Raw genomic sequence first — 25,720 nt, 5'->3', positions numbered from 1 at the left:
TTATTTGCTGATCGCCATCGTGCGTTGTTTGAGCCAAGTGAGAGCATCGCCTTGTACGCGTGGTGAGAGGCGATGTAAGACGTCTTGATGGTAGGCATTGAGCCAATCAATTTCATCTTGCGACATCAAATCGAGCGCGATACAACGGGTGTCGATAGGACACAGGGTTAAACTTTCGAATTGCAGATATTCTCCGAATTCAGTGTTTTGTGCGGGTACACAAAGCAAGAGATTTTCTATGCGCGCACCCCATTTTCCTGGGCGATAAATTCCCGGTTCGTTGGAAGTGATCATGCCAATTTCCATCACCATATCGCTATTTGGAATCGCCCCAGAAATGGACTGTGGACCTTCGTGCACATTGAGGAAATAACCAACGCCATGTCCCGTCCCGTGACCGTAATTTATGCCTTCCGCCCACATCGGCGCACGGGCAATTGTGTCGAGTGACGTGGAATAAGTCCCGTAGGGGAATTGCATGCGCGAGAGCGCGATCATGCCTTTTAATACTAGCGTGAAATCACGCTTCTGCTCTGCGGAAACGGTGCCAACCGGAACCACGCGGGTGATGTCGGTGGTGCCGTTCAGATACTGGCCGCCGGAATCAATTAGCAATAAGCCGTCACCTTCGATGACCGCATGCGAACTCGCGGTGGCGCGGTAATGTGGCATTGCGCCATTGCCGTTGAATCCAGCAATAGTGCCAAAACTCGGTGAAATGAAATGCGGCTGACGCGCACGAGCCGCGCAGATTTGTTCATCGATGGTGATTTCTGTGATGCGTTGTTGTCCTTGTGCTTGTTCAAACCACGCAAAAAATTCACATAAGGCTGCACCATCTTGCTCCATCGCTTCACGCACGAATTGCGCTTCTGCAGGATGTTTGCGAGATTTGTTATAGACCGAGGGATTGAGTGCTTCCACGACCTTGACGTCTTTCGCAATTGCTTGCTGAAAACCATAAGTAATGCGGCGTGGATCGATCAACAGGGTCGCGCTGGCATTGAGATTTTGTAGTGCTCTGGCTGCGTTTTCGTAAGGCTGGCAAGTGATGCCGTCCTTGGACAAACTCGCAGTGATTTGTGGAGATACTTTATTCAGTGGCACAAACAAGGTTGCACTATCCAAGCCTATCAATGCATGGGACACAAAGACAGGATTATAGTTAACGTCAGCGCCACGCAAATTGAAGAGCCAAGCGATGTCATCGACGGTTGAGACAAAATGCCAGTTCGCCCCTTTAGCTTGCATTTGTTCACGCACGGCGGCAAGTTTGTCGGCGCGGTTGACCACGGCAAAAGGAGCGAGATGCTCGTAGATGGGGGCATCTGGTAAGGCGGGACGATCACTCCAGACTTCATCCAAGATATCGAGTTGGGTATTGAGAATAATTTGCTTAGGTTCTAACGCGGCTTGCAAAGCGCGGGCACTGGCTAAGCCTAATACATTGCCATCGACGATTAGCGTTTGGCCGGCTTGTAAATGCTGTGCCAGCCAATCAATGTGAGCGGTCGCTGCAGCGGATTGAATTTTCATCATCGTGATGCCGGTTCCAGCCAATTCAATTTCCGCTTGTGACCAGTAACGACTATCGACCCACAGACCAGCAAAATCGGAGGTCACGATCAAGGTCGCGACAGAGCCTGTAAATCCAGAAAAGACTTCACGGCCTTGCCAACGGGTGGGTAAATATTCGGATAAATGCGGATCGGCAGAGGGAATTAAACAGGCTTGTACGGCGTGTTTTGACATTGCCATTCGCAAATCTGCTAATCGCTGTGGGATAGTTGGGCTCATATTGTTTCCAGTGGGAGGTGTCGAGTCTTGAGATTGCTCAGGAGTCGAAGATCAATGATTAACGGAGAAATCGTCGCATCACATGCGGCATAGGTTCATTCGGGTTGGCATGCGCGTATTCGAGTTCAGGTGCAAGTTCAAATTCGTAGGCCGTATATAAATCAACCAAACGTGGTTGGTCGGTACGCACGCCTAGACGCAATTCCTCTACACCGGAGGTTTGTGCCTGATGAATGACGGCTTCGAGTAAATGTTGCGAGAGAGCTTCACCACGGAAAGCAGGAAGGATGCCCATACGACGCATTTCCCAGGTGCTGGTTTCACCATCGACGGGGAGCCAGCGCACCGAACCGGCAGGCTCTTCATCCACTAGCAAAATAAAGCCACCGCCTTGATTCAATTCTTCGGCGACTTTGTCACTACTCTCATGATGTCCGGACGAGGTCGCTGCTACTTTACCTGCCCAGCAAGTTCGGGTCAGATGCGCCAAGAGAGGCGCATCTTCCGTATTGGCTTCGCGTATGACGATGTCCATAGCGTAAAAGAGAAATTAACGAACGCGCATACCCGGCTCTGCACCAGGCCATGCTTCAAGAATATATAAACCTGGATTGGTTTTCTCGTCAGCTGCAGAAGCCGCTAAGACCATTCCTTCGGACATGCCAAATTTCATCTTACGTGGTGCCAAATTGGCGACCATGACGGTGAATTTGCCGATTAATTGTTCTGGCTGATAGGCAGACTTGATACCGGAGAATACATTACGTGTTTTGCCTTCGCCCACATCTAGTGTCAGACGTAAGAGCTTGTCCGAGCCTTCAACGTGTTCGCAGTTGACGATTTTAGCGATACGTAAATCGATCTTGGCGAAGTCATCAATTTTAATCTCAGGCGCTATATCCTCAATAGCGCCACTGACGATTCCCTCTCCTTCAAGGGGAGGGCTAGGGAGGGGATGGGTTTCAGTCAAAGTTGCTGCAACAGCATTAGACGCAACAACTGGCACTGGCGCATCAAACAATTGATCAAAAATCTTAATATCAACGCGCTGCATTAAATGCACGTAAGGATTGATGTTGTGCTGATCTGGTAGTGGCGTATTGACGCTAGCCCAGTTGAGCGGAGCAATATTCAATTGCGCTTCAACTTGACTTGCTAGCTGTGGCAACACCGGTTTTAAGAATACGGTCAAAATACGGAAAGCTTCTAACAAGCGGCTGCAAACTTCTTGTAGCTTTGCATCATTCTCTGCTTGCTTTGCCAATTCCCAAGGTTTGTTTGCATCCACATAGGCATTGATGATGTCGGCTTGCTCCATGACCGCGCGCAAGGCCTTGCCAAATTCGCGCGCTTCATACAAAGCTTGAATATCGCCTGAGACTTTGCGTAGATTTTGGATGAACGCATCATCACTTGTCGCCCATGCTGTATTGACGACGCCGTTAAAACGCTTAGTAATAAAGCCCGCTGCACGACTTGCGATGTTGATGTACTTGCCGATCAAATCCGAATTGACGCGTGCTACGAAGTCATCCGGATTCATATCCAAATCTTCGACCTTGGCATTGAGTTTTGCTGCGAAGTAGTAACGCAGCCATTCTGGATTCATCCCGATGTCGAGGTAGCGTAATGGGGAAATGCCGGTGCCGCGTGACTTAGACATTTTTTCGCCGGAGACCGTTACGAAACCATGTGCATACACATTGTCTGGTGTTTTATAACCAGAGAATTTCAACATGGCAGGCCAGAACAAAGTATGGAAGTAAGTAATATCCTTACCGATAAAATGAATCTGCTCGGTAGTCGGATCTGCCATAAAGGCATCAAAATCACGTCCGGTTTTATTGAAATAATTTTTGAGTGACGCGAGGTAGCCGACTGGCGCATCGAGCCATACATAAAAATATTTGCCTGGTTGATCAGGAATCTCGATGCCGAAATACGGCGCATCGCGACTGATATCCCAATCGCCGAGACCGCCTTCACCTTCTAGCCATTCTTTGCATTTATTGGCGACTTCTGATTGCAGACGATTGTCTTGCAAAGCCCAGCCGCGCAAAAATTCTACGCATTTCTCGTCAGATAATTTAAAGAAAAAATGTTCAGACGATTTCATGATAGGCGTTGCACCAGTCAACACCGAGTACGGGGACTTCAAATCTGTCGGTGCATAGACGGCGGAACACACTTCGCATGAATCGCCGTATTGATCCTTAGCGCCACATTTCGGGCACTCGCCTTTGATGTAACGATCTGGCAAAAACATGTTTTTGACTGGATCATAAAATTGTTCAATCGTTTTGCTCGTGATAAAGCCGGCCGCTTTGAGCTTGCGATAGATGTCTTGAGACAATTCGTGGTTTTCGGCACCATCGGTCGAATGCCAGTTGTCGAATTCAATATGGAAACCGTCTAGATATTGTTTGCGACCCGCTGCGATTTGGCCGACGAATTCTTGTGGTGTAATGCCCGCTTTTTCGGCGGCAATCATGATCGGCGCACCATGTGCATCATCCGCGCAAACGAAATTGACTTCGTGGCCCGACATTCGTTGGTGACGTACCCAGATATCAGCCTGGATGTATTCCATGATGTGACCGAGGTGGAAGGGAGCGTTAGCGTAAGGAAGGGCGGTGGTGACGAACAGCTTGCGGTTCATAATGGATGATTGCTTTATTTGAGGAATAAAGTGGGTATTTTAGCAGTGAAGCTATGAATTCGTATGAATTCTTAGCTCTATTAATGCACTGCTAATAGGTAAATTTAAGCTTGGATATTGAAAAAACAAACGGGAATGTGGTTTCTAAATAAAAGGGACTGCCATGCATTAGCATTCCTTAAGATTAGGCATGAATTCTATAAGCAAGCTTTTCGCCATCAATTTTTCTAAAAACGTTTTTGACTTTTTCTCAGACGCGCTGATCGTTTGATCGGCATGTAAAAAACCCCCGAACAAAAGTATGGTCGGGGGTTTAACTAAAATAAACTATTTATCTATAAGGTAACTAGATAAATATTATCTTATTATGGTGCGCGGCATTCTGCTGGTACATATTTGATCGGTGTCGTTGTGGTGCACTTCCAGCTGATAATATCTGAAGCAGCTGTTGGAGTATAAATGAGGACAGTATTTTGTGTCGCAGCAGTACCTGTCACGGTAATTACGCCAGTCGCCGGTGTGCATGCCGCTGAGACTAAATTCTTTGTTGCTGTTGTTGTATCTACAATTCCTAGGCATGCATTTACTGGTAAAGTGCCGCCGTTGTTTGAAATATTTTCAGTAACTGTTCCTTTGAAACTGGCTCCAACAATTGCCAATTCTGTTACACGACCACGAATTGTGTAATCTTGGTACGCTGGCAATGCAACCGCAGCCAAAATACCGATAATTGCAACAACGATCATCAATTCGATCAATGTAAAACCTTGTTGTACGCGCTGGAATTTCATAATAATGCTCCTTGGATTAAGTTAAAGATTCGGTGTTACCGCTTGCTACGATTTTATTAGTGCAATAGCTGTGCCAGTTCTTAAATGCGGGTTTTTCAGCGTTAAAGCGTAATCTTTTTGAAATTTACTGACAAAATTTGTCAGAATGTTGTCAGCGCCTGCAAAAAAGTGTCAGTTTGGGAGTCGAATTGCGTCGATTCTCGCGGAATAAAACACGGCTTGGTGGCAGGGTTATCTGAAAGTCTGTGATCAATTTACGTTAGACTTGCGGAAATTGAATGGAGAATCGCATGTCTGTCATAAATCAAAATCAAGAAGTTGAGCAAGTTAAGGCTATTTTGTCATCGGTGATCGATCCGAATACGCAAAAAGACTTCATGTCGACCAAGTCTATTAAGAATATACAAGTGCAAGCTGGCATCCTTAGCCTCGATGTTGAGTTGGCTTATCCGGCGAAAAGTCAATTTGCTTTGGTGTCTGATTTAATTAAGAAGGCTGTTTCTGGCCTACCAGGTGTTCAGCAGGTTCAGGTTAGCGTGAGTAGTAAGATCGTTGCCCACGCGGTACAGCGCGGCATCAAATTAATGCCAAATGTGAAAAACATCATTGCCGTTGCCTCGGGTAAAGGCGGTGTCGGTAAATCGACAACCGCAGTGAATTTGGCATTGGCCTTGGCGGCAGAAGGCGCTTCGGTTGGCTTGCTGGATGCCGATATCTATGGCCCGTCGCAACCGATGATGATGGGTATCGATGGTCGTCCAGAATCGGCTGATGGCAAGACTATGGAGCCACTTGAAAATTACGGAGTGCAAGTGTCTTCGATCGGTTTTATGGTGGATCCCGATTCTCCGATGGTGTGGCGCGGCCCTATGGTGACGCAGGCATTGCAGCAATTGCTGGAGCTGACGAATTGGCGCGATCTGGATTATTTGATCGTCGATATGCCGCCAGGTACTGGCGACATTCAATTGACGCTCTCGCAAAAAGTGCCAGTGACTGGCGCAGTCATCGTCACCACACCGCAAGACATTGCCTTGTTAGATGCGCGTAAAGGCTTGAAAATGTTCGAAAAAGTCGGGATTCCTATTTTGGGTATTGTTGAAAATATGAGTACGCACGTTTGTTCCAACTGTGGTCATACCGAAGCGATATTTGGCGCTGGCGGCGGCGAAAAAATGTGTGCAGAATACGGCGTTGAATTTCTAGGTGGCTTGCCATTGACCATGGCGATTCGCCAGCAAGCAGACTCGGGTAAACCAACCGTGGTGGCAGAACCTGACGGCGAGATTGCGCAAATTTACAAAAATATCGCGCGCAAAGTGGCGATCAAAGTGGCCGAAAAAGCCAAGGATATGAGCAGCAAATTCCCAACCATTACCGTACAAAATACTTAATGCCATTTTCACCCCAAGATCATGAATACATGCGTCTTGCCTTGGAGTTAGCTTCCACGGCAACGATGGCGACCTCGCCTAATCCTAAGGTGGGTTGTGTGTTGGTGAAAGACGGGGAGATAGTGGGAAGCGGTTGTACCCAGCCGGTCGGTCAAGCACATGCCGAGGTGATGGCGATACGCGACGCTGTCAGTCGCGGCAAGGATATGCGCGGCGCAACGGCCTATGTCAGTCTAGAACCCTGCAGTCATTTTGGTAGAACGCCGCCATGCGTAAATGCCTTGATTGAGGCAGGTGTGGCGCGTGTCGTTGCTGCGCTGAAGGATGCGAATCCACAAGTCGCGGGGCGAGGCTTTGCGATGTTGCGTGAGGCCGGCATTGAGGTTGAAGATGGCTTAATGGCGACAGAAGCGCGCGAAATGAATCTGGGTTTCTTTAAGCGTATGGAGACCGGCTTGCCGTGGGTGCGTTTGAAGATGGCGGCGAGTCTCGATGGCTTCACGGCATTGCCGAATGGTAGTAGCCAGTGGATTACCGATGCTGCGGCTCGTGAGGATGGACATCGTTGGCGCGCCCGTGCTGACGTCATATTGACTGGAATTGGGACAGTCCTTGCGGATGATCCACGTCTCAATGTGCGTTTGCCTGGTGGCAGTGAGCAGCCAAGTTTTCAACCGCGCAAAGTTATCGTGGATTCTCAACTACGAACCCCGATTGGCGCACAGATTCTGAAGAATTCGAAGGCCACGCTTTTTCATGCAACACGTGATGTGGAAGTAGAGCGTCATTTGATTGATTTCGGCGTGGATTTGCATTGTCTGCCGGAGAGGCAGCAGGACGCAAGGACTCAGGTCAACTTGCCAGAAGTGCTGCTTGCCTTAGGCCAGCAGCAAATCAATGAGGTGCATGTTGAAGCAGGTGCTAAGCTTAGTGGTGCCTTGATCGAGGCCGGATGTGTTGACGAATTATTGTTGTATTTGGCTCCCAAATTACTTGGTCAGGGTGCATCGATGTTCGCATTGCCTGAATTGCAGAAAGTCGATCAGGCAAAAAATTTGATCATTCACGAAGTCAAGCAAGTAGGTGAGGCGATTCGTGTGTTGGCGCGTTTTCATGTTGTCTAGCTAGCGTGATGCCGATAGCGTGATTCTGAGCACGAAACAAAGCTTGGGGAAACAAAAAAGCCTCGCTGATTTCTCAACGAGGCTTCATCTTGGTCGGAGTACAAGGATTCGAACCTTGGACCCCCTGGTCCCAAACCAGGTGCGCTACCGGGCTGCGCTACACTCCGAAAAACTGCTAACAAATCGAGTCGATTACTTTCTCGAAATTGGTGAAACTAAAAAGGATCGTCGATTTCTCAACGATCCTTCAAATTTGGTCGGAGTACAAGGATTCGAACCTTGGACCCCCTGGTCCCAAACCAGGTGCGCTACCGGGCTGCGCTACACTCCGAGAAGTGAGATAATACTTCGCGCTAGGATTCTTGTCAACCGCCTTGCACTTGATTTGATTTGTGTCAATCGCTGGTTTCAGCACCATGACGCTGATTGCAGACTATGCGAACTAACGCTCTGCCTTAGAAAAGCGACTTAAAAATCGGAAAATTCTCAGCAAGACAATGCCGCTTAAAGTTGAAGTTGGCTATGAAATTCCCGTTGTTCACCCGAAATCGGATCGATAAACGCGATCGATTTTGCTAAGAGTTGCAGCGGCTTCTGAAAGTCATCACTACCTTGCGGGAGTGCCACCGGATAGAATTGATCGTTGATGATGGGCGCTCCTAGGCTTGCTAAATGTACGCGTAGTTGATGTTTTTTTCCTGTGCTTGGCTGCAAAAGGTAAACCGAATGCGCGCCACGGCGCTCCAATATACTAATCATCGTTTCACTATTGGGCTCGCCGTCGATTTCTTGCATGACAAAAAACTGCGTGCTTTCGACCATTCGACTTGTTTTGTGAATGGGGAACGCTTGTTCACTGAGGTGTGCTGCTAAGGCATGATAAGTTTTATTGACTTGTCTGCCTTGAAATAAAGTTTGATACTTTCCCCTGCTCTGTACCTGCGTGGAAAATAACATGACACCCGCCGTCTCTCTATCTAGCCGATGTAGCGGCGTTAAATGTTCGATTCCCGTTGTGCATTTGAGTCTGACCAGTAAAGTTTCGCGAAGATATTTTCCACCAGGTGTGACGGGTAAAAAGTGGGGCTTGTCAACGACTAGTAAGTGCGCATCTTGATAGAGAATAGTCTCTTGAAATGGAATCGCGATTTCATCTTCAAGTTCACGGTAATAGTAAATGCACATGCCGCGCTTGACTTGGCTGTCAGGGCTGAGAACTTGCCCATCGCCGTCGCACACTTCGGCTTTTTGCATGCGCATCAGCCACACTTTTGGGGGTATATCAGGGAATTGTTGTGTCAAAAATTGCAGCGCGCTTTCCCAATGTCCCTCGGGTATCCAGATGTAACTCGGGCTCACGCCATGGCGTGTTGGTAGGGGAGCTTGACGTGTTGTCGATTGTGGTTTCACGATGTAAAGGATACGGTATCATTGATGCGATACTAACATTGTAGAGCCTCGTGCTCATGGGAAAAAGCTGTAGTGGTGTATTTGCATGAAACTTGTGCTTCGCACACTCTCTTAATTGCCCACACACGCCAATATCGATGATGTCTGTAAACTTTCTAATCAAGTCCCTTATTGAGCCAAGCGCAGATCCAAATTGCTAGTATTAGGCTATCTAAGTAACCAACGATTGATTCGCGATATTGGCGAACTTGAATCGATACAGGTCGATTGGTAGGTGGGCGCTGCCGCAGTGGTGACTAAAAGTGGCATAGATCAAATAGAGCAACGTACGGCAAAGCGCGTCGTGACAACTGGATGCGGGCAGGGAACCATATTTGGCGCATTGATGGACTCACTAGATGAAATTCACTTACCTGGATATGCGAGAGTCAAGCAGAGTGCGATTACCCAGCTTGTCGATACCATACGCACCCATTCCTCCATTTACAAGAAAGCAGGATCTGTCCATGCCTGCGCCTTATTCAACGCTGATGCGACATTGATGTAATTTGTTGAGGATGTCGGACGACGCAATGCGGTTGATGCTATCGCAGGTAAGATGTGGCTAGAGAAAACTTTTGTACACCACGGGGCGATTAATTTCAGAGAGGGTGATTAAAGGCGCGCAAATGGGGATTCCGATCTTACTGTCGCGCTCAGGAACCACGGAAATGGGATTGCAAGTTGCCCAGCAGTTGGGGATGAGTCTATTTTCGCGATGTTCTGGCAAGCATTTTTTATTACTGTCTCACCCGCAACGCCTGATCGCCGATAGCGTAGCCCCATGTTGAGTGCTTGCTGGTGGGATGGAGGTATCTTGAAATGGGTGAAGGCGGTAAAATAGCGTTTTTCACTTTCCTGCGATATTTTTAGACATGATGGCAATAGTTGTTGTCGTGTTTGTAAAATTCGCCAGCTATCCATGATTGCATCTCACATACCTCAAGCTACGGCCGCTGTGCGCACACGTTTTGCGCCTAGTCCTACTGGTTATTTACACGTTGGCGGTGCCCGTACTGCCTTATTTAGTTGGGCATTTGCTCGCCACTTTGGTGGCACCTTTGTTTTGCGTATTGAAGATACGGATCTGGAACGTTCGACTCCAGAAGCAGTTCAAGCCATTTTGGATGGCATGAATTGGCTGGGTTTGCAACACGATGAAGGTCCGTTTTATCAGATGAAACGTATGGATCGTTACCGTGAAGTGTTGGCGAAAATGTTGGCAGATGGTGCCGCCTATCATTGCTATTGTTCGACGGATGAAGTTGAAGCCATGCGCGAACGTCAACGTGCTGCGGGCGACAAGCCGCGTTATGACGGCACTTGGCGTCCAGAAGCGGGCAAGACTTTGCCAGCCATTCCAGCAGATCGTAAGCCGGTGATTCGTTTCAAGAATCCGTTGGATGGTGAAGTCACTTGGAACGACGTCGTGAAAGGCCCAATTACGATTGCTAACCGTGAATTGGATGATTTGGTGATTGCCCGTCCTGATGGCACACCGACATATAACTTCTGCGTTGCGGTTGATGATAGTGATATGGAAATCACCCATGTGATTCGTGGTGATGACCATGTTAACAATACACCGCGTCAAATTAATATTTTGAACGCACTCGGTGCGCCTTTGCCGTTCTATGGTCATGTGCCAATGATCTTGGGAACTGATGGACAAAAGTTGTCCAAGCGCCGCGATGCTGTCAGCGTCATGGATTATTTAGATAAGGGATTTTTGCCTGAGGCATTGCTTAACTATTTGGCGCGCCTAGGCTGGAGTCATGGCGACGACGAAGTCTTTAGTATGGAGCAAATGATTAGCTGGTTTGATCTGACCCATTTGTCCAGCTCAGCCGCGCAATTTAATCCAGAAAAATTGGCTTGGCTGAATAATCACTATATTAAAGCCGCGGACAATGAGCGCTTAGCGAAATTAGTGCGTGCCGATATGGAAAAAGCCGGTGCTGAATTTCAAGATGCACCAGCCTTGGATGCTGTGATTGCTTTGTTGAAGGAGCGTACCAACACCACGGTAGAACTAGCGCAAGCAGCGATGCTGTTTTATCGTCAGCCTATGCCTGATGCGGCTTTGGTCACGCAGCATATTACTGATGCGATTCGTCCTGCCTTACAAGATTTCACTGCAGCATGTGCTACTGTTGAGTGGAGCAAGGCCGCAATCTCCGCAATGATGAAAGAGACTTTAGCCAAGCATGGCCTGAAGATGCCTCAACTTGCGATGCCACTGCGTTTGCTATTGACTGGCCAATTGCAAACGCCGTCGATCGATGCTGTGATTGAATTGTTCGGCAGAGAAGTTGTGTTAGCGCGCCTAGGTAAAGCCTAAAGATAACGGGTCAAGATGCGCTGCGACCGCGAGATTGCCAAGTATGAAGCTTTACAATCAAAGCTTAAACTTGCTATACTCGCGGTTCTGTTTTGTGCGGGGGTATAGCTCAGTTGGTAGAGCGCTTGCATGGCATGCAAGAGGTCAGCGGTTCGATTCCGCTTACCTCCACCACGATCAGTTTATAGATTCAAATCATCAAAGTATTTTTTAAGTTTTTCAGAAAAATGCTTGCAGGAATGAAGAAGTTGAGTATATAATCTTGGTCTTACTTGATCGCAAGCGTAAATAACGAAGCGAAATAAAGCAGGTAAAAGCAGTAAAAAAGGTCAGTAATAAGGACAGATTTATGTCCCCATCGTCTAGAGGCCTAGGACATCACCCTTTCACGGTGAGTACAGGGGTTCGAATCCCCTTGGGGACGCCAGATAAAGCTGCTAAGTTTAAAAACTTAGCAGCTTTTTTGTTTTTCAGGTGCAAAGCGAGCACTGCTCGCGCAGGGGATTCGAAGGGAATCGCTTGCAAGCGATTCCGCGGCCTGCGCCTGTGTAGGAGAATCCCCTTGGGGACGCCAAATAAGGCCGCTAAGTTTAAAGACTTAGCGGCTTTTTTGTTTTTCAGGTGCAAAGCGAGCCCTGCTCGCGCCGGGGATTCGAAGGGAATCGCTTGCAAGCGATTCCGCGGCCTGCGCTTGTGTAGGAGAATCCCCTTGGGGACGCCAGATAATGCCGCTAAGTTTAAAGACTTAGCGGCTTTTTTGTTTTTCAGGTGCAAAGCGAGCACTGCTCGCGCAGGGTAATTCTCTAGGGACGCGAGATTAATATCAGTGATTAATTGGGCTGAGATTTTAGCTGGTCATATTAGAAAATAAACCGAAGCCCATCGACGAGAAACATCGTCTGTGCTTCGGTTTTTTTATATGCGGATAAAAACGCGTTTATTACTCAGTTTCAAAACCTTATTAATGCCAAGTTATGCCCCTGAATAATTGTCTGCAGATTTATTTATTGTTGACTTTTGTTCTTTGAATTCAGTGTGTGGCGGCCTCTTGCTAAAAGCCTATGTTGCGGTATCAAAAGCCGTGAGCTTAGTGATTGAAAGTCAAAGTATTATTCATGACGTCTAGGATTGTTCGGCTGTCTGTCGTTGCGGTCCTTGATGCCGTCATGATCGCGATCAGATTGATTGCGTTGCCATTTGCCGCGGTGCATTCGCCATTGATTCCCATCTTGCTCCCAACGTGCTTGTTCATAATTGTAGCCGCGTTGATTGCGCAGCCAGTATCCTTTGACCCAAGTATGTCGGCGTCCGCGTGACTCCCAATGCCCATCTGCCCATGTGTAGCCGTTTCGTGCTCGTGGTCTGTATTCGGTGCGTGGCTCAGGAGGGCCGAAGCGCATCACGACACTGAGATCTTGGGCGCTTGCAATTGTGCTGACGCCACTCATCAACGTGAGTGAACAGCAAGCAATCAGTACGATTTTTTTTAACATGATAGATTCCCAGTTAATTGTTAAGAGAGGCAATGACAGATCATCGCCTCTCTTATGAGATGGATTATCGACGTGATCCAACTACTTCGACGATGACCCGACGATTTTTTGCCCGGCCTTCACTCGTGGAGTTGTCGGCAATCGCCTGACGTTCGCCTTGGCCTTCGGTATAGACGCGATCAGCACCGACGCCGCGTGATATCAAGTGGGCTTTGACTGCTTCGGCACGGCGAATGGATAAGGCTTGGTTATACTCATCACTGCCAATCGAATCAGTGTGACCTACGGTGACCATCACTTCTGTATTCATGTTTTTAAGGGAGTCGAGCATTTGATCGAGTGCAGCTTTTCCTTCGGGTTTCACGATGGATTTATCGAAATCAAACAAAGCTTCGGCGGAGAAGTTGATTTTTTCTGAGACTGGCACCGGTCTTGGTTTGGCGACCTCCTGTACTGGTCTTGTTTCAGTTATGACCAATGGCGCTGGGGCTGGTGCTGGCATAGGCTCTGGCGCAACGTAGGCCGGGCGGGTTTGCGGAGCGGGCTGTCCCATTTTGTAGACCAGACTGATTGAATACAGATCGACGTCACCGCGATTTTGCACGCCGTCGTTGACACGATGACGTTCAATCTGTCCGCGCACGGCGAGTGCCTCTGTCAATTGGTATTCCAGACCAAGGCCATACTTGCCATTGAGTTTTCGTTCACTAGGATTGGGATCGCTTACTGCGTAGAGACGATCGCCGTTGAAATGGGCTTTGGCTTCGGTGTAATGCATGCCGATATTCGCGAGGAAAGCAAAACGCTCGGTGAAGTTCACCCGACCCAGCAAATCCAGATTCACACCCTGAAAGCCAACGCGACCATGGAGTGTGCCCGGATTCCCTAGTGCAGAAAAGCTCGATTCACCTAAATTGAAATAGCCACCTTCTATAGCGAAGTTCTCATTAAGTTGTTTTCCTAGAAAAAGCTTATAGCCAAGATCGCGTTCGTCTTTGGTGAACATCACGGAATTCGCACCGTTATCCATCAAGCTGCGAACCAAGCGCTGTTCGTCAATAGACGTGCGTGACTGTCCTAGCCCTGCACCTATGTACCAAGCTGATTTTGACCACTCTTTGGTTTGACTGTCTTGGTCGAACATTTGGGCATTCGCTTGTGTACTAAATAGCAAGGCACAAGTGACAAGACCGAGTAGGCCGACTTTTTTATTTTGTTTCATGTAATTCTCCGGTTGCAGCAAAAGCCACTGGATTCGTGGCTCTCACTGGCGATTTGATGTGGTTTAAATGTAGGGGAAACTGGCTATTAGAGCGTGATTACATTATTTCTAAGCGTCACAGCACTGGCCGATAAGACGCGACCATTTTGCAGTGTTGCCATATCGCCCATCGTAATGGCGGCAGAGCTCGTCATGATGGTGCCAATAAAAGCACTGTTAGCGCCCAAAGTGGTTGGTGCGATGGGTACCCAAAAAACGTTGGCTGCCGACGCGCCACCATTCAAGGCGACGATCGAATTTGACGAGCTATCTAATGTTGAACCGGTACGGAACACATACAAGCCCGGGCCATTCATCGTAAACGTACCGGTGATGGTAATTGCATCAGCGTAGCAGTACACACCTGGTGGCAAAGTCTGACCACCAAGATTAATGCCGGCAGCGGAATTGACATCGCAGCTACGTGCATTCGCATCGGCGATCGCGGTTTGAACATCGGCTAAAGCAGTTGCCAAAATCGCGCCAGATTTATAGTTGGTATAGCCCGCGGTTTGTACCGGATCTACCGTTTGCGATGGTGATCCGATGTCGCCAGTGATCAGAGTTAAACCACCAGAATTATTGGTAATTGAATTCCCAGCCAAAACCGCAAAACTCTCAGCACTACGCAGATTGATGCCGGTAATTAACGCAGCGGTAACGGTGAAATTCGTGCCGCCACTGAGACTGCCCTGAGTCGCTGTAATCGTCGTGTTTCCGACCACAAAGGTGCTAGCTAAGCCCTTAGGTGCCGAATTGCTGATGGTCGCAACAGCCGGATTGGTGGAATTCCAGACCACGGTGTCGCTGATATTTTGTGTACTCAAATCATCGAAGACTGCGGTTGCAGTAAATTGCAGGTTTGCACCCACTGTTGCACTCGAATTTGATGGCGTGACGGTAATGGCCGTCATGACCAATAGCGGTGTGACAGTCAATTCTGCTGATCCGGTAAAGCCATCTGCCTTGGCGACGATAGTAGCAAGACCTGCACTGACACCAATTGCCAAACCATTCGGACTCACTGTGGCCGTGAAAGGCTGCGCTGAGCTCCAATTCGCCGTATTGGTAATGTTTAGCGTACTGTTATCCGAGTAGGTTGCCGTCGCAATAAAGTTTCTTGAGCTACCAGCCACGACAGTATTGGTGGCAGGTGTGACTGTCACGCCAGTGATCACGGGTGCTGACATCACAGTTAGTAGCGCGCTGCCTGACTTAGATTGAAAAGTTGCGGCGATATTGCTGGAGCCTACTGCCAGACCTGTTGCTGTGCCGCCAGAAAGGACAGTCGCTTTGCTGATATCACTTGAGGTCCAAATCACGGTATTGCTGATATTTGCCTTGGAGCCATCGCTATACGTTGCGGTCGCCACAAAATTTTGTGTCGCTGCAATATTAATTAATGCGCTTGCTGGGGTTACGGCAATCGAGACTAATTGCGCCGGTGTCACTGTGACGGTTGTGCTGATTGTTTTACCATTGAAGGTCGCTGTAACGACACTATTACCAGTGGTTAAACCTGTCACCACGCCAGTGTTTGCGACAACACTCACGACGCTCGTTGTGGCAGCGACATAGGTGCTGTTGGCACTGACATTCATGGTGCTGCCATCAGAATAGCTTGCCGTAACCACTAAGGCCTGTGTTGCACCAACTTGTACGCTAGGGTTAAGTGGTGCCATGGATAGTTGCATCAATACCGCTGGACTCACATTTAAATTAGTAGTTCCACTTACGCTGCCAGAGCGGGCAACTACTGGTGTGGCGCCTACGCTCACGGCGGTAGCCGTACCGGATGCAGAGATACTAGCAATGGCTGGGTTACTTACACTAAATGTCGTGATTGCTGAGATATCTGTGCTGGTGCCATTAGAGTAGGTACCGATTGCTTTAAAAATTTGCTGATTCCCAACGGGCACAGTAGGATTCGTCGGCGTCACAGCGATCGACACTAAATTCACCGAAATGACTGTTAAGTTAGCCGTTGCCGTTTTATCTGCATATTTCGCCGTGATGGTTGTACTGCCAGCCACAATGCCTTGTGCCAGACCGGCATTGGAAATACTGGCATTGGCTGCGATACTGGAGGTCCAGCTACTCTCGCTGCTGACTACGCGTGAGCTACCATCCGCAAATGAGGCGGTCGCGACAAATTGTTGTATGCCGCCAATTTGTATAGAACTATTTGCCGGTGATACATTGAGCGCCACTAAATTGGCAGCCGGAAGACCTAAAATTGGCTCGCGCCCTTGATCACCGCTACCGCCACAGGCAGTGCTTAGTGCAGCAATCAGGAAGATGGGTAACCATGTTGTCAGCCACGATGGTAGCCATGCTGACGGTTTAGAAAAGTACGATTGAATAGTCATTTGTTGCCTCTTTTAATGGTTTGTCGTAATTGAGATTCGTTATCAATGCGGTTATGTCGTCTTTGATGAACATCAGGAATATCATGTGGTTAGGGTAGGAACAGGCTTATTCCCATGATGAGAAGCGGGCATAAGACGCAAGGATTTCATCGCAATCTAAAATCCAAACCTCATCTTGGCGATGCTGTAGCTTTCTATCTGTACGCTGACCAACATAGGGAATCGTGAGACAGGTTAAATCGCTTAGTTGGCCACAAACCCTTGTTTAGAAACTTGCAAACCTATTCACATTGAGAGGAGGTGTGCCGTCTGCCACCAGGGGGGGAACGCGATGGTCACGATTGCCTACGCGACCTTGCATTGATGGGTAGCTTGAATGCAGCGCGAGACGTTTTGGCGCTATGTGCGCTATCCCACATACGAAATTTCGTGGATCAATTAAAGTGGGCTGAAAGGTAGAGAGTGTGTTACCTTCCACCAGCTGCTTCCTGGTCGTTTTTGCACGGGAACCAAGATTTACTGAACGAAGTTCAGCCTATATGAAGCTTGATGGCGACATCGCCAACTTAATCAGACTGGAAAAGTGAAGTACCTATGTCCAGTCCAAACATCAATAGCACGCGTCTGCTTTTACATCCTAATCTCACCAACACGGCTGGAACTAAGTTGCTGTTAGCGGCAACACCTAGTCAAAATCATTTATTGGCCGCACTTCCCGCACCAGAGTTTGATCGGCTTTCTCCGCATCTAGAAGCAGTGCAATTGCGACTTGGTGATGTATTGCACGAATCAGGCGGCAAACTCAGTCACGCTTATTTTCCGACTACCGCCATCATCTCTTTACATTACTTGCTCGAAAACGGTGGTTCGTCTGAAATCGCGGGGATTGGCAATGAAGGGGTATTGGGCGTGAATTTATTGATGGGTGGAGACACCACACCCAGTCGCGCAGTCATACAAACCGCAGGTCTGGCGTTTCGCATCAAAGCCACTATTTTGCTAGAAGAATTTCAAATGGGTGGTGCCGTCATGCGCTTGCTATTGCGCTATACGCAGGCGCTGATTACCCAGATGTCGCAAACCGCAGTGTGTAATCGTCATCATAGTGTTGATCAGCAATTGTGCCGCTGGCTATTGTTGACGCTTGATCGTTCAAGCGGCAATGAACTCACCATGACCCAAGAATTGATCGCCGGTATGTTAGGGGTGCGGCGCGAGGGCGTCACCGAAGCCGCTGGCAGACTACAAGCCCAAGGCATTATCAGCTATCGGCGCGGACATATCACTGTGTTACAGCGTGCTGGTTTGGAGCAGCAAGTTTGTGAGTGCTATGCGGTCGTCAGAAAAGAAGTAAAACGCTTGCTGTCGGACGTCCATCAACGCTGACGCCATCGCAAGCAGAATCACATTCCATATTCAGGTAAAACGCATGATCGATATACTCAAAATGAATTTAAGTCCGAATTTCAAACGCAAGACTTTATTGGCGTTCGAGATTTGTATGTTGTTGTTATTATTATCCGGCGTGATTGCTTGGAATAACGCACGTTTATCCTCTGTCTCAATTAAAGAATTCGAGCAAGTTCATCAATTGACTCTTGGCTTGGAAAATCTACGCTCCCATATCGATAAGGCGGAAAATCGCCAATGGGCCTATTTTTTGACCCAGGAGCCGTCCTTATTGCAGCAAAGAGATGTGCTCTTGCAAGAGTTGACCCAAGATCGGACAAACCTACAAAATCTGGTGCTAGGTAAGACCGCAATGCAAGCGGATATCGACAACATTAATAGTATTGTTGAACAACGGGTTAGCACCTTAATTGATAGCGAAAAAGCCTTTAAAGCTGGCGGGTTTGCCAACGCCGCACCGAAGTTCAATAAAGGTCTCGAATTAGCCAGCGATATTCGTCGCCTTGTATTGGGATTGGAACGTCAGATTCAAGATGATTTGCATCAGCAGCAGAGTGAAGAGTTGGCTCGACTTACGCAAATCGCCTTCGTCATTATTTCGCTGCTGATTGTGACGGGCTTACTGTCGGCTTGGATACAGAGAAGTATCCACCACCGCCTAGTTGAAGAGTACACGCTGCATGAACAACAATTGCCCTTGTTGAAAAAAGGCGCTTTGCAAGACGCGATCTTTAACAGTACCAATTTTTCTAGTATCGCGACTGATGCGCAGGGCGTGATACAAATTTTTAATGTTGGCGCTGAACGCATGCTTGGTTATACCGCGCTCGATGTGCTGGATAAGATTAGTCCTGCTGATATTTCAGATCCTCAGGAAGTCATACAGCGTGCCGAAGAGCTCAGTGCAGAAATGGGCACGACAATCTTGCCAGGTTTTGAAGCCCTGGTTTACAAGGCGTCGCGCGGTATCGAAGATATCTATGACCTCACGTATGTGCGTAAAGACGGTACGCGCTTTCCCGCCAATGTCTCAGTGACAGCATTGCGTGATGTGGAACGTAAGGTGATTGGTTATCTCTTAATCGGCATCGACAATAGTGCGCGCAAACAAGTTGAGGCGACACAGGCGATTACCGATCAGCGTTTGCGTGACCTGCAGTTCTACACCCGTTCCTTGATTGAGTCGAATATCGATGCCTTGATGACGACAGATCCCGATGGCTTGATAAGCGATGTAAATCAGCAGATGGAAAGACTCACCGGCTGTACTCGAGAGGAGTTGATAGGGTCGCCGTGTAAAAATTATTTTACGGAACCCGAGCGAGCTGAAACAGCGATTGCCAGAGTCATGCAAGAGGGAAAAGTGACAAACTTTGAGCTCACTGCCCAAGCAAAAGATGGTAAAAAAACGGTGGTGTCATATAACGCCACCACCTTCTATGATCGTGAACGCAATCTACAGGGCGTATTCGCGGCAGCGCGCGATGTCACCGAACGCAAGCAATCTGAACTGGCATTACAAGTGACCAACGTCGAGCTTAATTTGGCGATCGCCACTGCCGAAAAAGCCAATTTAGCCAAGTCAGAATTTTTGTCGAGTATGAGCCACGAGCTGCGCACGCCGCTCAATGCCATTCTGGGTTTTGCGCAATTGATGGCATCAGAAACACCCGCGCCAAGTTGCGCACAAAAACAATCGATTGATCAAATTTTGCAAGCTGGCTGGTATCTGCTGAAGTTGATCAACGAAATCCTTGATTTGGCGATGATCGAGTCCGGACGTGTCACGATTTCGCAAGAAGCGATGTCCTTGACTGAGGTCTTGCAAGACTGTCAGGCCATGATAGAGCCGCAGGCGCAAAAACGAAATATCAGTATGCAGTTCCCAAAACTTGATCAAATGTTTTATGTACATGCCGATCGTATGCGGGTCAAACAAGTGATGATTAATTTGCTGTCGAATGCCATCAAATACAATCGCGATAATGGTAAGGTGTTTATCGAGTGCCAGCTGGCTAGTAAATCCAGGATCCGCGTGAATGTGACCGACACTGGAGCTGGACTGAATTCCAAACAGTTACAACAATTATTCCAACCATTCAATCGATTGGGGCAGGAGACTAGCAGTGAAGAAGGAACCGGTATCGGTTTAGTCGTAACCAAACAGTTGGTCGAGCTGATGGGGGGCGAAATTGGGGTCGAGAGCCAGGTTGGTGTGGGCAGTGTTTTCTGGATAGAACTTAATGCCTCGGCGATGCCCAAGTTGCCCCATTTTGAATCGATTTTACCTATCTGTGAGGACGAAGATAAACAACTTGGATCGCCGGATTTGGGTAAACGTACTTTGTTATATGTCGAAGATAATCCCGCTAATCTGGCCTTGGTTGAGCAGCTAGTCGCCCGTTGTCCCGATTTACGTTTGATTTCCGCTATCGATGGACACCTCGGTATACAAATGGCACGGGTTTACAAACCGGATGTCATTTTGATGGACATTAATCTACCCGGCATTAGTGGCTTCGGTGCCTTAAAGATTTTGCAGAACGATCCCGCGACCCAGCACATTCCTGTGATGGCCTTGTCCGCCAACGCGATGCCGCGAGATATTGAGAATGGACAGCAGGCCGGCTTTTATCGCTATCTGACTAAGCCGATCAAGGTCGATGAGTTTATGAACGCCTTAAATCAAGCTCTTGAACATGCCACAACGAGTTCATCGAACGCGTCAGTTATCCGCAGTGGCGATAAGTCACATTGAAAGAAAATCATGTTAGTGAAACCCGAGATACACCAGGCGAAAATTTTAGTTGTCGATGATCAGATCGCAAATGTCACCTTGCTTGAAAAAATTCTCGCCAATATCGGCTATCAACATGTGTTTTCCACGCTCGATCCCACCGCCGTCTGTGAATTGCACAGGCAACACCAGTTTGACTTGATCCTATTAGATTTGCAAATGCCGGTAATGGATGGCTTTGCCGTAATGCAAGCACTGAAAGAAGTTGAACCGCAATCCTATACGCCAGTATTGGTGATCACCGCACAGCCAGCAGAAAAACTACGGGCTTTGCAGGCAGGTGCAAAAGACTTTGTCAGTAAACCGTTTGAACTAGTTGAGCTGCAAACGCGTATCGCGAATATGCTGGAAGTGCGCTTGCTGTATAAGCGACTCGCTGAATACAACCTCATTCTAGAAAAAAGAGTGGAAGAACGAACCGTGCAATTGCGCCAAAGTGAGGCTCGCTTCAAGAGTTTTACTAAATTGTCTTCCGATTGGTATTGGGAGCAAGATGCAAATGGCAATTACATCAGTGCGGAAGGTCCCGTATTTGAGATGTTAGGGATACGCAGTATCAGCGACGATGGGCTTGCAAGTGAGCCTCTAGAGAATTCGAGCAGAGAGCCAGAAGATGCCAAGCTTGATGCCAGCGATGACGTCAATGATGACGCCTGGAATCAGGCTGAATATGCGCAATTGCACGAGAAAATACAAAGCCGTACGCCTTTCCTTAACTATGTTTACCGACGGATTTTAAACGATGGTAGCCATCAGTTCTTGCAGGTGAGTGGTGAGCCAATTTTTGATGACGTGGGGCGGTTTACTGGTTACCGTGGTATCGGTATGGAGCTCAATGATCGACAACGAGCGAATATTGAATCTACTTATTTACGCATGGCACTTAACAGTGTAGGGCTAGCGATTATGGTGTTTGATGGTGAGTCCAAAAACCTGTTGGATGCCAATCTTTCTGCCTGTAATTTGTTTGGCATTGCGCATCAAGATCTTGCTAACTTTGATTTACACCATTGGGGGCTAAGCGATATGCATACCCGCAATGAAGAATTTGCCAATCTTGTTGTGACGACCGGGATGCTGCGCGAGAATACACAATTGCGAATTCAGGCTGGTGAATATAGTCCAATCGGTATTGAGTGGCGCGCATTTGCCTGTGACACTGAGAGAAATTCCATATCAGATAAATGGGTGATCGTTGCCATCATGTCCGAAACTGAAACCATCACAGTTTTTGATGGTTTGGATTGATGATATGAATCCCACCCGAGGCAGTAATATTGAGAATAATCTCATCACGCTGTTGGAGATTAGTCATCTCAAACAGGTCAATCAACATAGTCAGGAGACAGCACAATTACGTACCACCATCGCCGAATTGCTATCGCGCCTAGAAAATCAATTTGATGTTATTAATGACAAAAATATTTTAGAACAACTCGTTCTGCAGCTGCGCGAAGCCAATCAACACCTGGTGATTGCGTCTATGAACGCGCAGACAATGCAAGAAGCCGCAGAGCAAGCAAAACTGAAGCAAGAACAATTTTTAGCGATGCTGGCGCATGAATTACGCAATCCATTAGCGCCAATCGCGATGGCAACCGAATTAATTGCTAAGCTCACCGATAGTCATGACAATTTACCGAAATTACACGGTATCCTCGCGCGTCAAGTAGGGCAGCTAGGTCATCTGGTTGACGATTTACTGGACGCTTCCCGCATTAGTAGTGGACGTATTAGTTTGTACAAGCAAGAGTTCACGTTGAAATCAATTATCGATAATGCGATTGAAGTGAGTAGTCCTTCGATTGCACTCAGGCACCAGCTTCTCGATTGTGAGCCATTATTGATGCCGATGACGGTGTATGCTGATTTTTTGCGGTTATCACAAGTGTTTAGTAATTTACTGATCAATGCTTCGAAGTTTTCGCCGGAGTACGAGACGATATCGATACGTTTTAGAAAACATCATGATCGTATTTTAATCAGCATCAAAGATAATGGGATCGGTATCGCTGCTGATATTCAACAACAAATTTTTGAATTATTTTCTCAAGGCTATCAATCGATCGATCGGGCACAAGGTGGGCTGGGAATCGGTTTGGCTTTGGTTCGTAGCATCGTCGGTATGCATGAAGGTGACGTCAAGGTGAAGAGTGAGGGGATAGGCTTGGGAAGTGAGTTTGTGGTGGAACTACCGCTTTCCATATTGTCGTCCTCATTGCCAGTGTCGACGTCTGGGCAGCTAAGCGAAACTCGGCAGTCACGCCACCGACCACACTTTAGCATTTTGATCATCGAAAATAATCCCGATACCCTGGCAGTTCTGGCAGAGGTATTGATCGGTGAAGGCCATCGCGTCAGTACGGCACTTAATGGTGCTCATGGCATTCAACTAATTCACGATGCCGGTGAAGATGGGTTTGACTTGATTTTTTGCGATTTGGGACTGCCGAATCACGATGGTTTTGAAATTGCCAGAAATATCCGCGCAATCCCTGCGGTCAGTGCAAGTAAGAGTAAAACGAAGCGCCCGGTTTGTCTTGTCGCGTACACAGGATACAACCAGGCGCAAGACCGAAAGCAAGCAATAGAAGCTGGTTTTGATCATTTCTTGGTAAAACCAGTTGCAACCGATACACTGCTGAATTTGATGGCAGGTTGGCTGTCAACTTGAAACACTTTTCTAATTTTTAATTATGACGCTACCTAGACCAGATGAGTTTACGCATCATCATAAATGGTTGCAACGTGCCTTTGAGCGGCAGCCCGATGAGATTGGCGCAGCCACCTTGCAATTATGGGAGCATCTCGCGCGTGAACTGATCAGCATTATTGGAGAAGCCGGTTTTGAGTCTCTATATTCACGCTGTGTTTACTTGTTGAAGGAAGATTATCCCTGGTTGCAATTACGCCTGTCATCCTCACAGGCTGGCACGCGCTTTGATGAACTACGGTCACAACTAGACCAACAGGAATTAGCTTTGGCGGAACGCGCAAGCCGTATGTTACTCGACACGTTTATACGTCTATTGGGTGGCTTGATCGGTGCTGGATTAACGCAAAATATTTTACAGGTCGCATGGGGCTCGATTTTGCCTGATGCTGAATCGAAAGTCGAACCTGATAGTGACGATCCCCGAGGTGATCCATAGCCATGTCAGATCGCAGTCAAGATACTAGAAGTTCGCAACATCGAATTCCATTTTCAAAATTGTATAACCCGGAGCAACCCCATGAGTGAGATCGACAATCAGCCTGTTCGTATCCAAAAATTACTAACAGGCGTGCCCGGCTTAGATGCATTGCTGGGCGGCGGCTTACCGGAATTTTCATTTAATTTATTGGCGGGGACTCCTGGTAGCGGCAAAACCACGCTGGCACATCAAATGATGTTTGCATTAGCGAATCCTGATCGACGTGCGATCTTCTTTACGGTACTCGGTGAGTCACCCTTAAAAATGCTTCGCTATCAGCAACAGTTTCCCTTTTTTGATTTTGCCAAAGTCAATAGCTCGATTAAGTTTGTGAATCTCGCGGCAGATTTATTGGATGGGGATTTTGATCGGGTGCTGTCGCGTATTATTGAAGAAGTGCAGGGGTTTTCGCCAGGATTGGTGTTTGTCGATTCGTTTCGCTCTATCGTCCAGAGCGCGCGCTCTGACGATCCAGGGATATCTGGCTTGCAACACTTGGTGCAGCAACTAGGTATGCAAATGAGTAGTTGGCAAGCGACGAGTTTTTTGATCGGGGAATATCTCGTTCAAGAAGCGGAATCGAGTCCGATATTCACCGTCGCTGATGGCATCATCTGGATGTCGCAGATGTCCTATCGTGATTCCATGATACGTAAAATTCAGGTGGTTAAGATGCGTGGTCAGGCGCAGAGTCCGGGTTTGCATACGTTCAAAATTAGCGATTCTGGGATTGAGGTATTTTCACGTGCGGTTGCCAGTGTTGAACTTAATAATAGTGCTAGTCAAGTGCAAGGTGACGCGATCAGAATGTCAACGGGCAATACGACATTAGACCAAATGATGGGCGGTGGGGTACCGCAAGCCTACTCTGTTTTAGTGGTGGGACCTTCTGGCTCTGGTAAAACCATATTAGCGACTCAATTTTTGGCCGAGGGTGTACGTGTGGGAGAAAAAGGAGTGATCGCTGCATTTGAAAAAAGCCCGCATCAATTACTTAGTCAAGAACTTAAACGCATGATAGAGAGTGGCAATGTTGGCGTGATTAACACCCAAAGCTTGGATTTGTCGTTGGATGAAATTTTTCATGACATGGTAGAAAATGTGCGTCGCTTACAGGCCAAGCGTTTGGTGATTGATTCTCTGTCGGGTTTTGAACTAGCGTTGTCGGCGGTATTTCGTGAAGATTTTCGCGAGGCTCTATATCGCATGGTCGCTAGCTTGACTGCCATGGGTGTGACAGTCTTGATGACGGCAGAACTTGAAGATCAATATACCAGTTTGAAGTTTAGCAGCTCTGGTAATGCTTTCTTGGCCGATGCCATCATCATGCAGAGATACGTTGAAATCAGTGGCCAGCTGCGCCGCGTAATTGCCGTGGTGAAGGTTCGATCCAGTACGCATAGCAAAGATATTTGCTTCTATACGATAGCCGAAGACGACATTTGTATCGGTGAAGCGTTGACGAATTACGTTGGCATCCTTTCTGGATTGCCTGAACGTGTTTAGCAATGTTGGTATTGGTGATGTCATGCTCGTAGTGGAAGTTTGCGTAGTTTGTAGTGTGTAATTTGTCCTCAGTTTAGTAATGCTGTTCAGTTAATCTCAAAATGTCGAGGCGTCAGCCCTGCGAAAGTAGGGTTC

The 25,720-nt window shown here is 47.8% G+C and carries 16 protein-coding genes, 4 tRNA genes and 2 pseudogenes; 12 read left to right on the top strand and 10 right to left on the bottom strand.

All coding sequences use genetic code 11. The features are described from left to right. The 4 genes from H8K52_RS04260 to H8K52_RS04245 all read right to left on the bottom strand — a co-directional run bounded on the left by H8K52_RS04260 (nucleotide 1) and on the right by H8K52_RS04245 (nucleotide 5,247). Nucleotides 1-1,797: an aminopeptidase P family protein gene (locus H8K52_RS04260; RefSeq protein WP_186921645.1), complete on the bottom strand. Its 1,797-nt coding sequence runs from the start codon at nucleotides 1,795-1,797 to the stop codon at nucleotides 1-3. 58 nt (nucleotides 1,798-1,855) lie between these two features. Continuing rightward, a complete protein-coding gene (locus H8K52_RS04255; RefSeq protein WP_186921644.1) occupies nucleotides 1,856-2,332 on the bottom strand; it encodes a GNAT family N-acetyltransferase in 477 nt (158 codons plus the stop codon). 15 nt (nucleotides 2,333-2,347) lie between these two features. Then, nucleotides 2,348-4,456: a methionine--tRNA ligase gene (gene metG, locus H8K52_RS04250; RefSeq protein ID WP_186921643.1), complete on the bottom strand. Its 2,109-nt coding sequence runs from the start codon at nucleotides 4,454-4,456 to the stop codon at nucleotides 2,348-2,350. A gap of 365 nt (nucleotides 4,457-4,821) precedes the next feature. After that, nucleotides 4,822-5,247: a pilin gene (locus H8K52_RS04245; protein ID WP_186921642.1), complete on the bottom strand. Its 426-nt coding sequence runs from the start codon at nucleotides 5,245-5,247 to the stop codon at nucleotides 4,822-4,824. 302 nt (nucleotides 5,248-5,549) lie between these two features. Between H8K52_RS04245 and apbC the strand changes: the two are divergent. After that, nucleotides 5,550-6,641: pseudogene (apbC, locus tag H8K52_RS04240) on the top strand (iron-sulfur cluster carrier protein ApbC); the annotation flags it as partial. Then, nucleotides 6,641-7,765, top strand: coding sequence for a bifunctional diaminohydroxyphosphoribosylaminopyrimidine deaminase/5-amino-6-(5-phosphoribosylamino)uracil reductase RibD (ribD, locus tag H8K52_RS04235; RefSeq protein ID WP_246464266.1), 1,125 nt, complete (start codon nucleotides 6,641-6,643; stop codon nucleotides 7,763-7,765). The pseudogene apbC and the gene ribD, both read left to right, overlap by 1 nt. A gap of 90 nt (nucleotides 7,766-7,855) precedes the next feature. Here ribD and H8K52_RS04230 read toward each other — a convergent pair. The 3 genes from H8K52_RS04230 to H8K52_RS04220 all read right to left on the bottom strand — a co-directional run bounded on the left by H8K52_RS04230 (nucleotide 7,856) and on the right by H8K52_RS04220 (nucleotide 9,175). Next, nucleotides 7,856-7,932, bottom strand: a tRNA-Pro gene (locus tag H8K52_RS04230). 87 nt (nucleotides 7,933-8,019) lie between these two features. Continuing rightward, nucleotides 8,020-8,096: transfer RNA gene (locus H8K52_RS04225), tRNA-Pro, on the bottom strand. A 173-nt stretch (nucleotides 8,097-8,269) separates the two neighbouring features. Next, entirely contained in the window at nucleotides 8,270-9,175 is a 906-nt protein-coding gene (locus tag H8K52_RS04220; RefSeq protein WP_343044125.1) for a pseudouridine synthase, read from the bottom strand. A 196-nt stretch (nucleotides 9,176-9,371) separates the two neighbouring features. On the opposite strand from H8K52_RS04220, the pseudogene H8K52_RS04215 reads away from it, so the two are divergent. The 4 genes and pseudogenes from H8K52_RS04215 to H8K52_RS04200 all read left to right on the top strand — a co-directional run. Beyond that, nucleotides 9,372-10,005 (top strand): annotated as a pseudogene (locus tag H8K52_RS04215) (formate dehydrogenase accessory sulfurtransferase FdhD); the annotation flags it as partial. 131 nt (nucleotides 10,006-10,136) lie between these two features. Continuing rightward, entirely contained in the window at nucleotides 10,137-11,555 is a 1,419-nt protein-coding gene (gene gltX / locus H8K52_RS04210) for a glutamate--tRNA ligase (protein WP_186921640.1), read from the top strand. Between the two features lie 98 nt (nucleotides 11,556-11,653). Beyond that, nucleotides 11,654-11,729: transfer RNA gene (locus H8K52_RS04205), tRNA-Ala, on the top strand. A 177-nt stretch (nucleotides 11,730-11,906) separates the two neighbouring features. Further along, nucleotides 11,907-11,982, top strand: a tRNA-Glu gene (locus H8K52_RS04200). A gap of 682 nt (nucleotides 11,983-12,664) precedes the next feature. Here the strand turns inward: H8K52_RS04200 and H8K52_RS04195 are convergent. The 3 genes from H8K52_RS04195 to H8K52_RS04185 all read right to left on the bottom strand — a co-directional run bounded on the left by H8K52_RS04195 (nucleotide 12,665) and on the right by H8K52_RS04185 (nucleotide 16,678). Continuing rightward, on the bottom strand, nucleotides 12,665-13,048 hold the full coding sequence (locus H8K52_RS04195) for a YXWGXW repeat-containing protein (RefSeq protein WP_186921639.1): 384 nt from the start codon (nucleotides 13,046-13,048) through the stop codon (nucleotides 12,665-12,667). A 64-nt stretch (nucleotides 13,049-13,112) separates the two neighbouring features. After that, nucleotides 13,113-14,270, bottom strand: a complete 1,158-nt coding sequence (locus H8K52_RS04190) for an OmpA family protein (protein ID WP_186921638.1) — start codon at nucleotides 14,268-14,270, stop codon at nucleotides 13,113-13,115. Nucleotides 14,271-14,356: 86 nt separating this feature from the next. Beyond that, the gene (locus H8K52_RS04185) at nucleotides 14,357-16,678 is read right to left on the bottom strand and encodes an Ig-like domain-containing protein (RefSeq protein WP_186921637.1); all 2,322 of its coding nucleotides are present in this window, start codon (nucleotides 16,676-16,678) and stop codon (nucleotides 14,357-14,359) included. 594 nt (nucleotides 16,679-17,272) lie between these two features. On the opposite strand from H8K52_RS04185, the gene H8K52_RS04180 reads away from it, so the two are divergent. The 6 genes from H8K52_RS04180 (at nucleotide 17,273) to H8K52_RS04155 (ending at nucleotide 25,585) form a co-directional block, all read left to right on the top strand. Further along, nucleotides 17,273-18,064, top strand: a complete 792-nt coding sequence (locus H8K52_RS04180) for a Crp/Fnr family transcriptional regulator (RefSeq protein WP_186921636.1) — start codon at nucleotides 17,273-17,275, stop codon at nucleotides 18,062-18,064. 43 nt (nucleotides 18,065-18,107) lie between these two features. Next, on the top strand, nucleotides 18,108-20,846 hold the full coding sequence (locus tag H8K52_RS04175; RefSeq protein WP_425507522.1) for a PAS domain S-box protein: 2,739 nt from the start codon (nucleotides 18,108-18,110) through the stop codon (nucleotides 20,844-20,846). Between the two features lie 9 nt (nucleotides 20,847-20,855). Continuing rightward, nucleotides 20,856-22,133 (top strand): response regulator, encoded by a 1,278-nt coding sequence (locus H8K52_RS04170; RefSeq protein WP_186921635.1) that lies wholly within the window; start codon nucleotides 20,856-20,858, stop codon nucleotides 22,131-22,133. Nucleotides 22,134-22,137: 4 nt separating this feature from the next. Beyond that, on the top strand, nucleotides 22,138-23,559 hold the full coding sequence (locus tag H8K52_RS04165) for a hybrid sensor histidine kinase/response regulator (RefSeq protein WP_186921634.1): 1,422 nt from the start codon (nucleotides 22,138-22,140) through the stop codon (nucleotides 23,557-23,559). A gap of 22 nt (nucleotides 23,560-23,581) precedes the next feature. Beyond that, the gene (locus H8K52_RS04160; protein WP_186921633.1) at nucleotides 23,582-24,037 is read left to right on the top strand and encodes a hypothetical protein; all 456 of its coding nucleotides are present in this window, start codon (nucleotides 23,582-23,584) and stop codon (nucleotides 24,035-24,037) included. 81 nt (nucleotides 24,038-24,118) lie between these two features. Further along, on the top strand, nucleotides 24,119-25,585 hold the full coding sequence (locus H8K52_RS04155; protein WP_186921632.1) for an ATPase domain-containing protein: 1,467 nt from the start codon (nucleotides 24,119-24,121) through the stop codon (nucleotides 25,583-25,585). Nucleotides 25,586-25,720 lie beyond the last annotated feature (135 nt).

Source organism: Affinundibacterium seohonense (genome assembly GCF_014284305.1).
GTDB classification, from domain to species: domain Bacteria; phylum Pseudomonadota; class Gammaproteobacteria; order Burkholderiales; family Burkholderiaceae_D; genus Undibacterium; species Undibacterium seohonense.
This window is presented reverse-complemented; position numbering and strand designations above follow the sequence as displayed.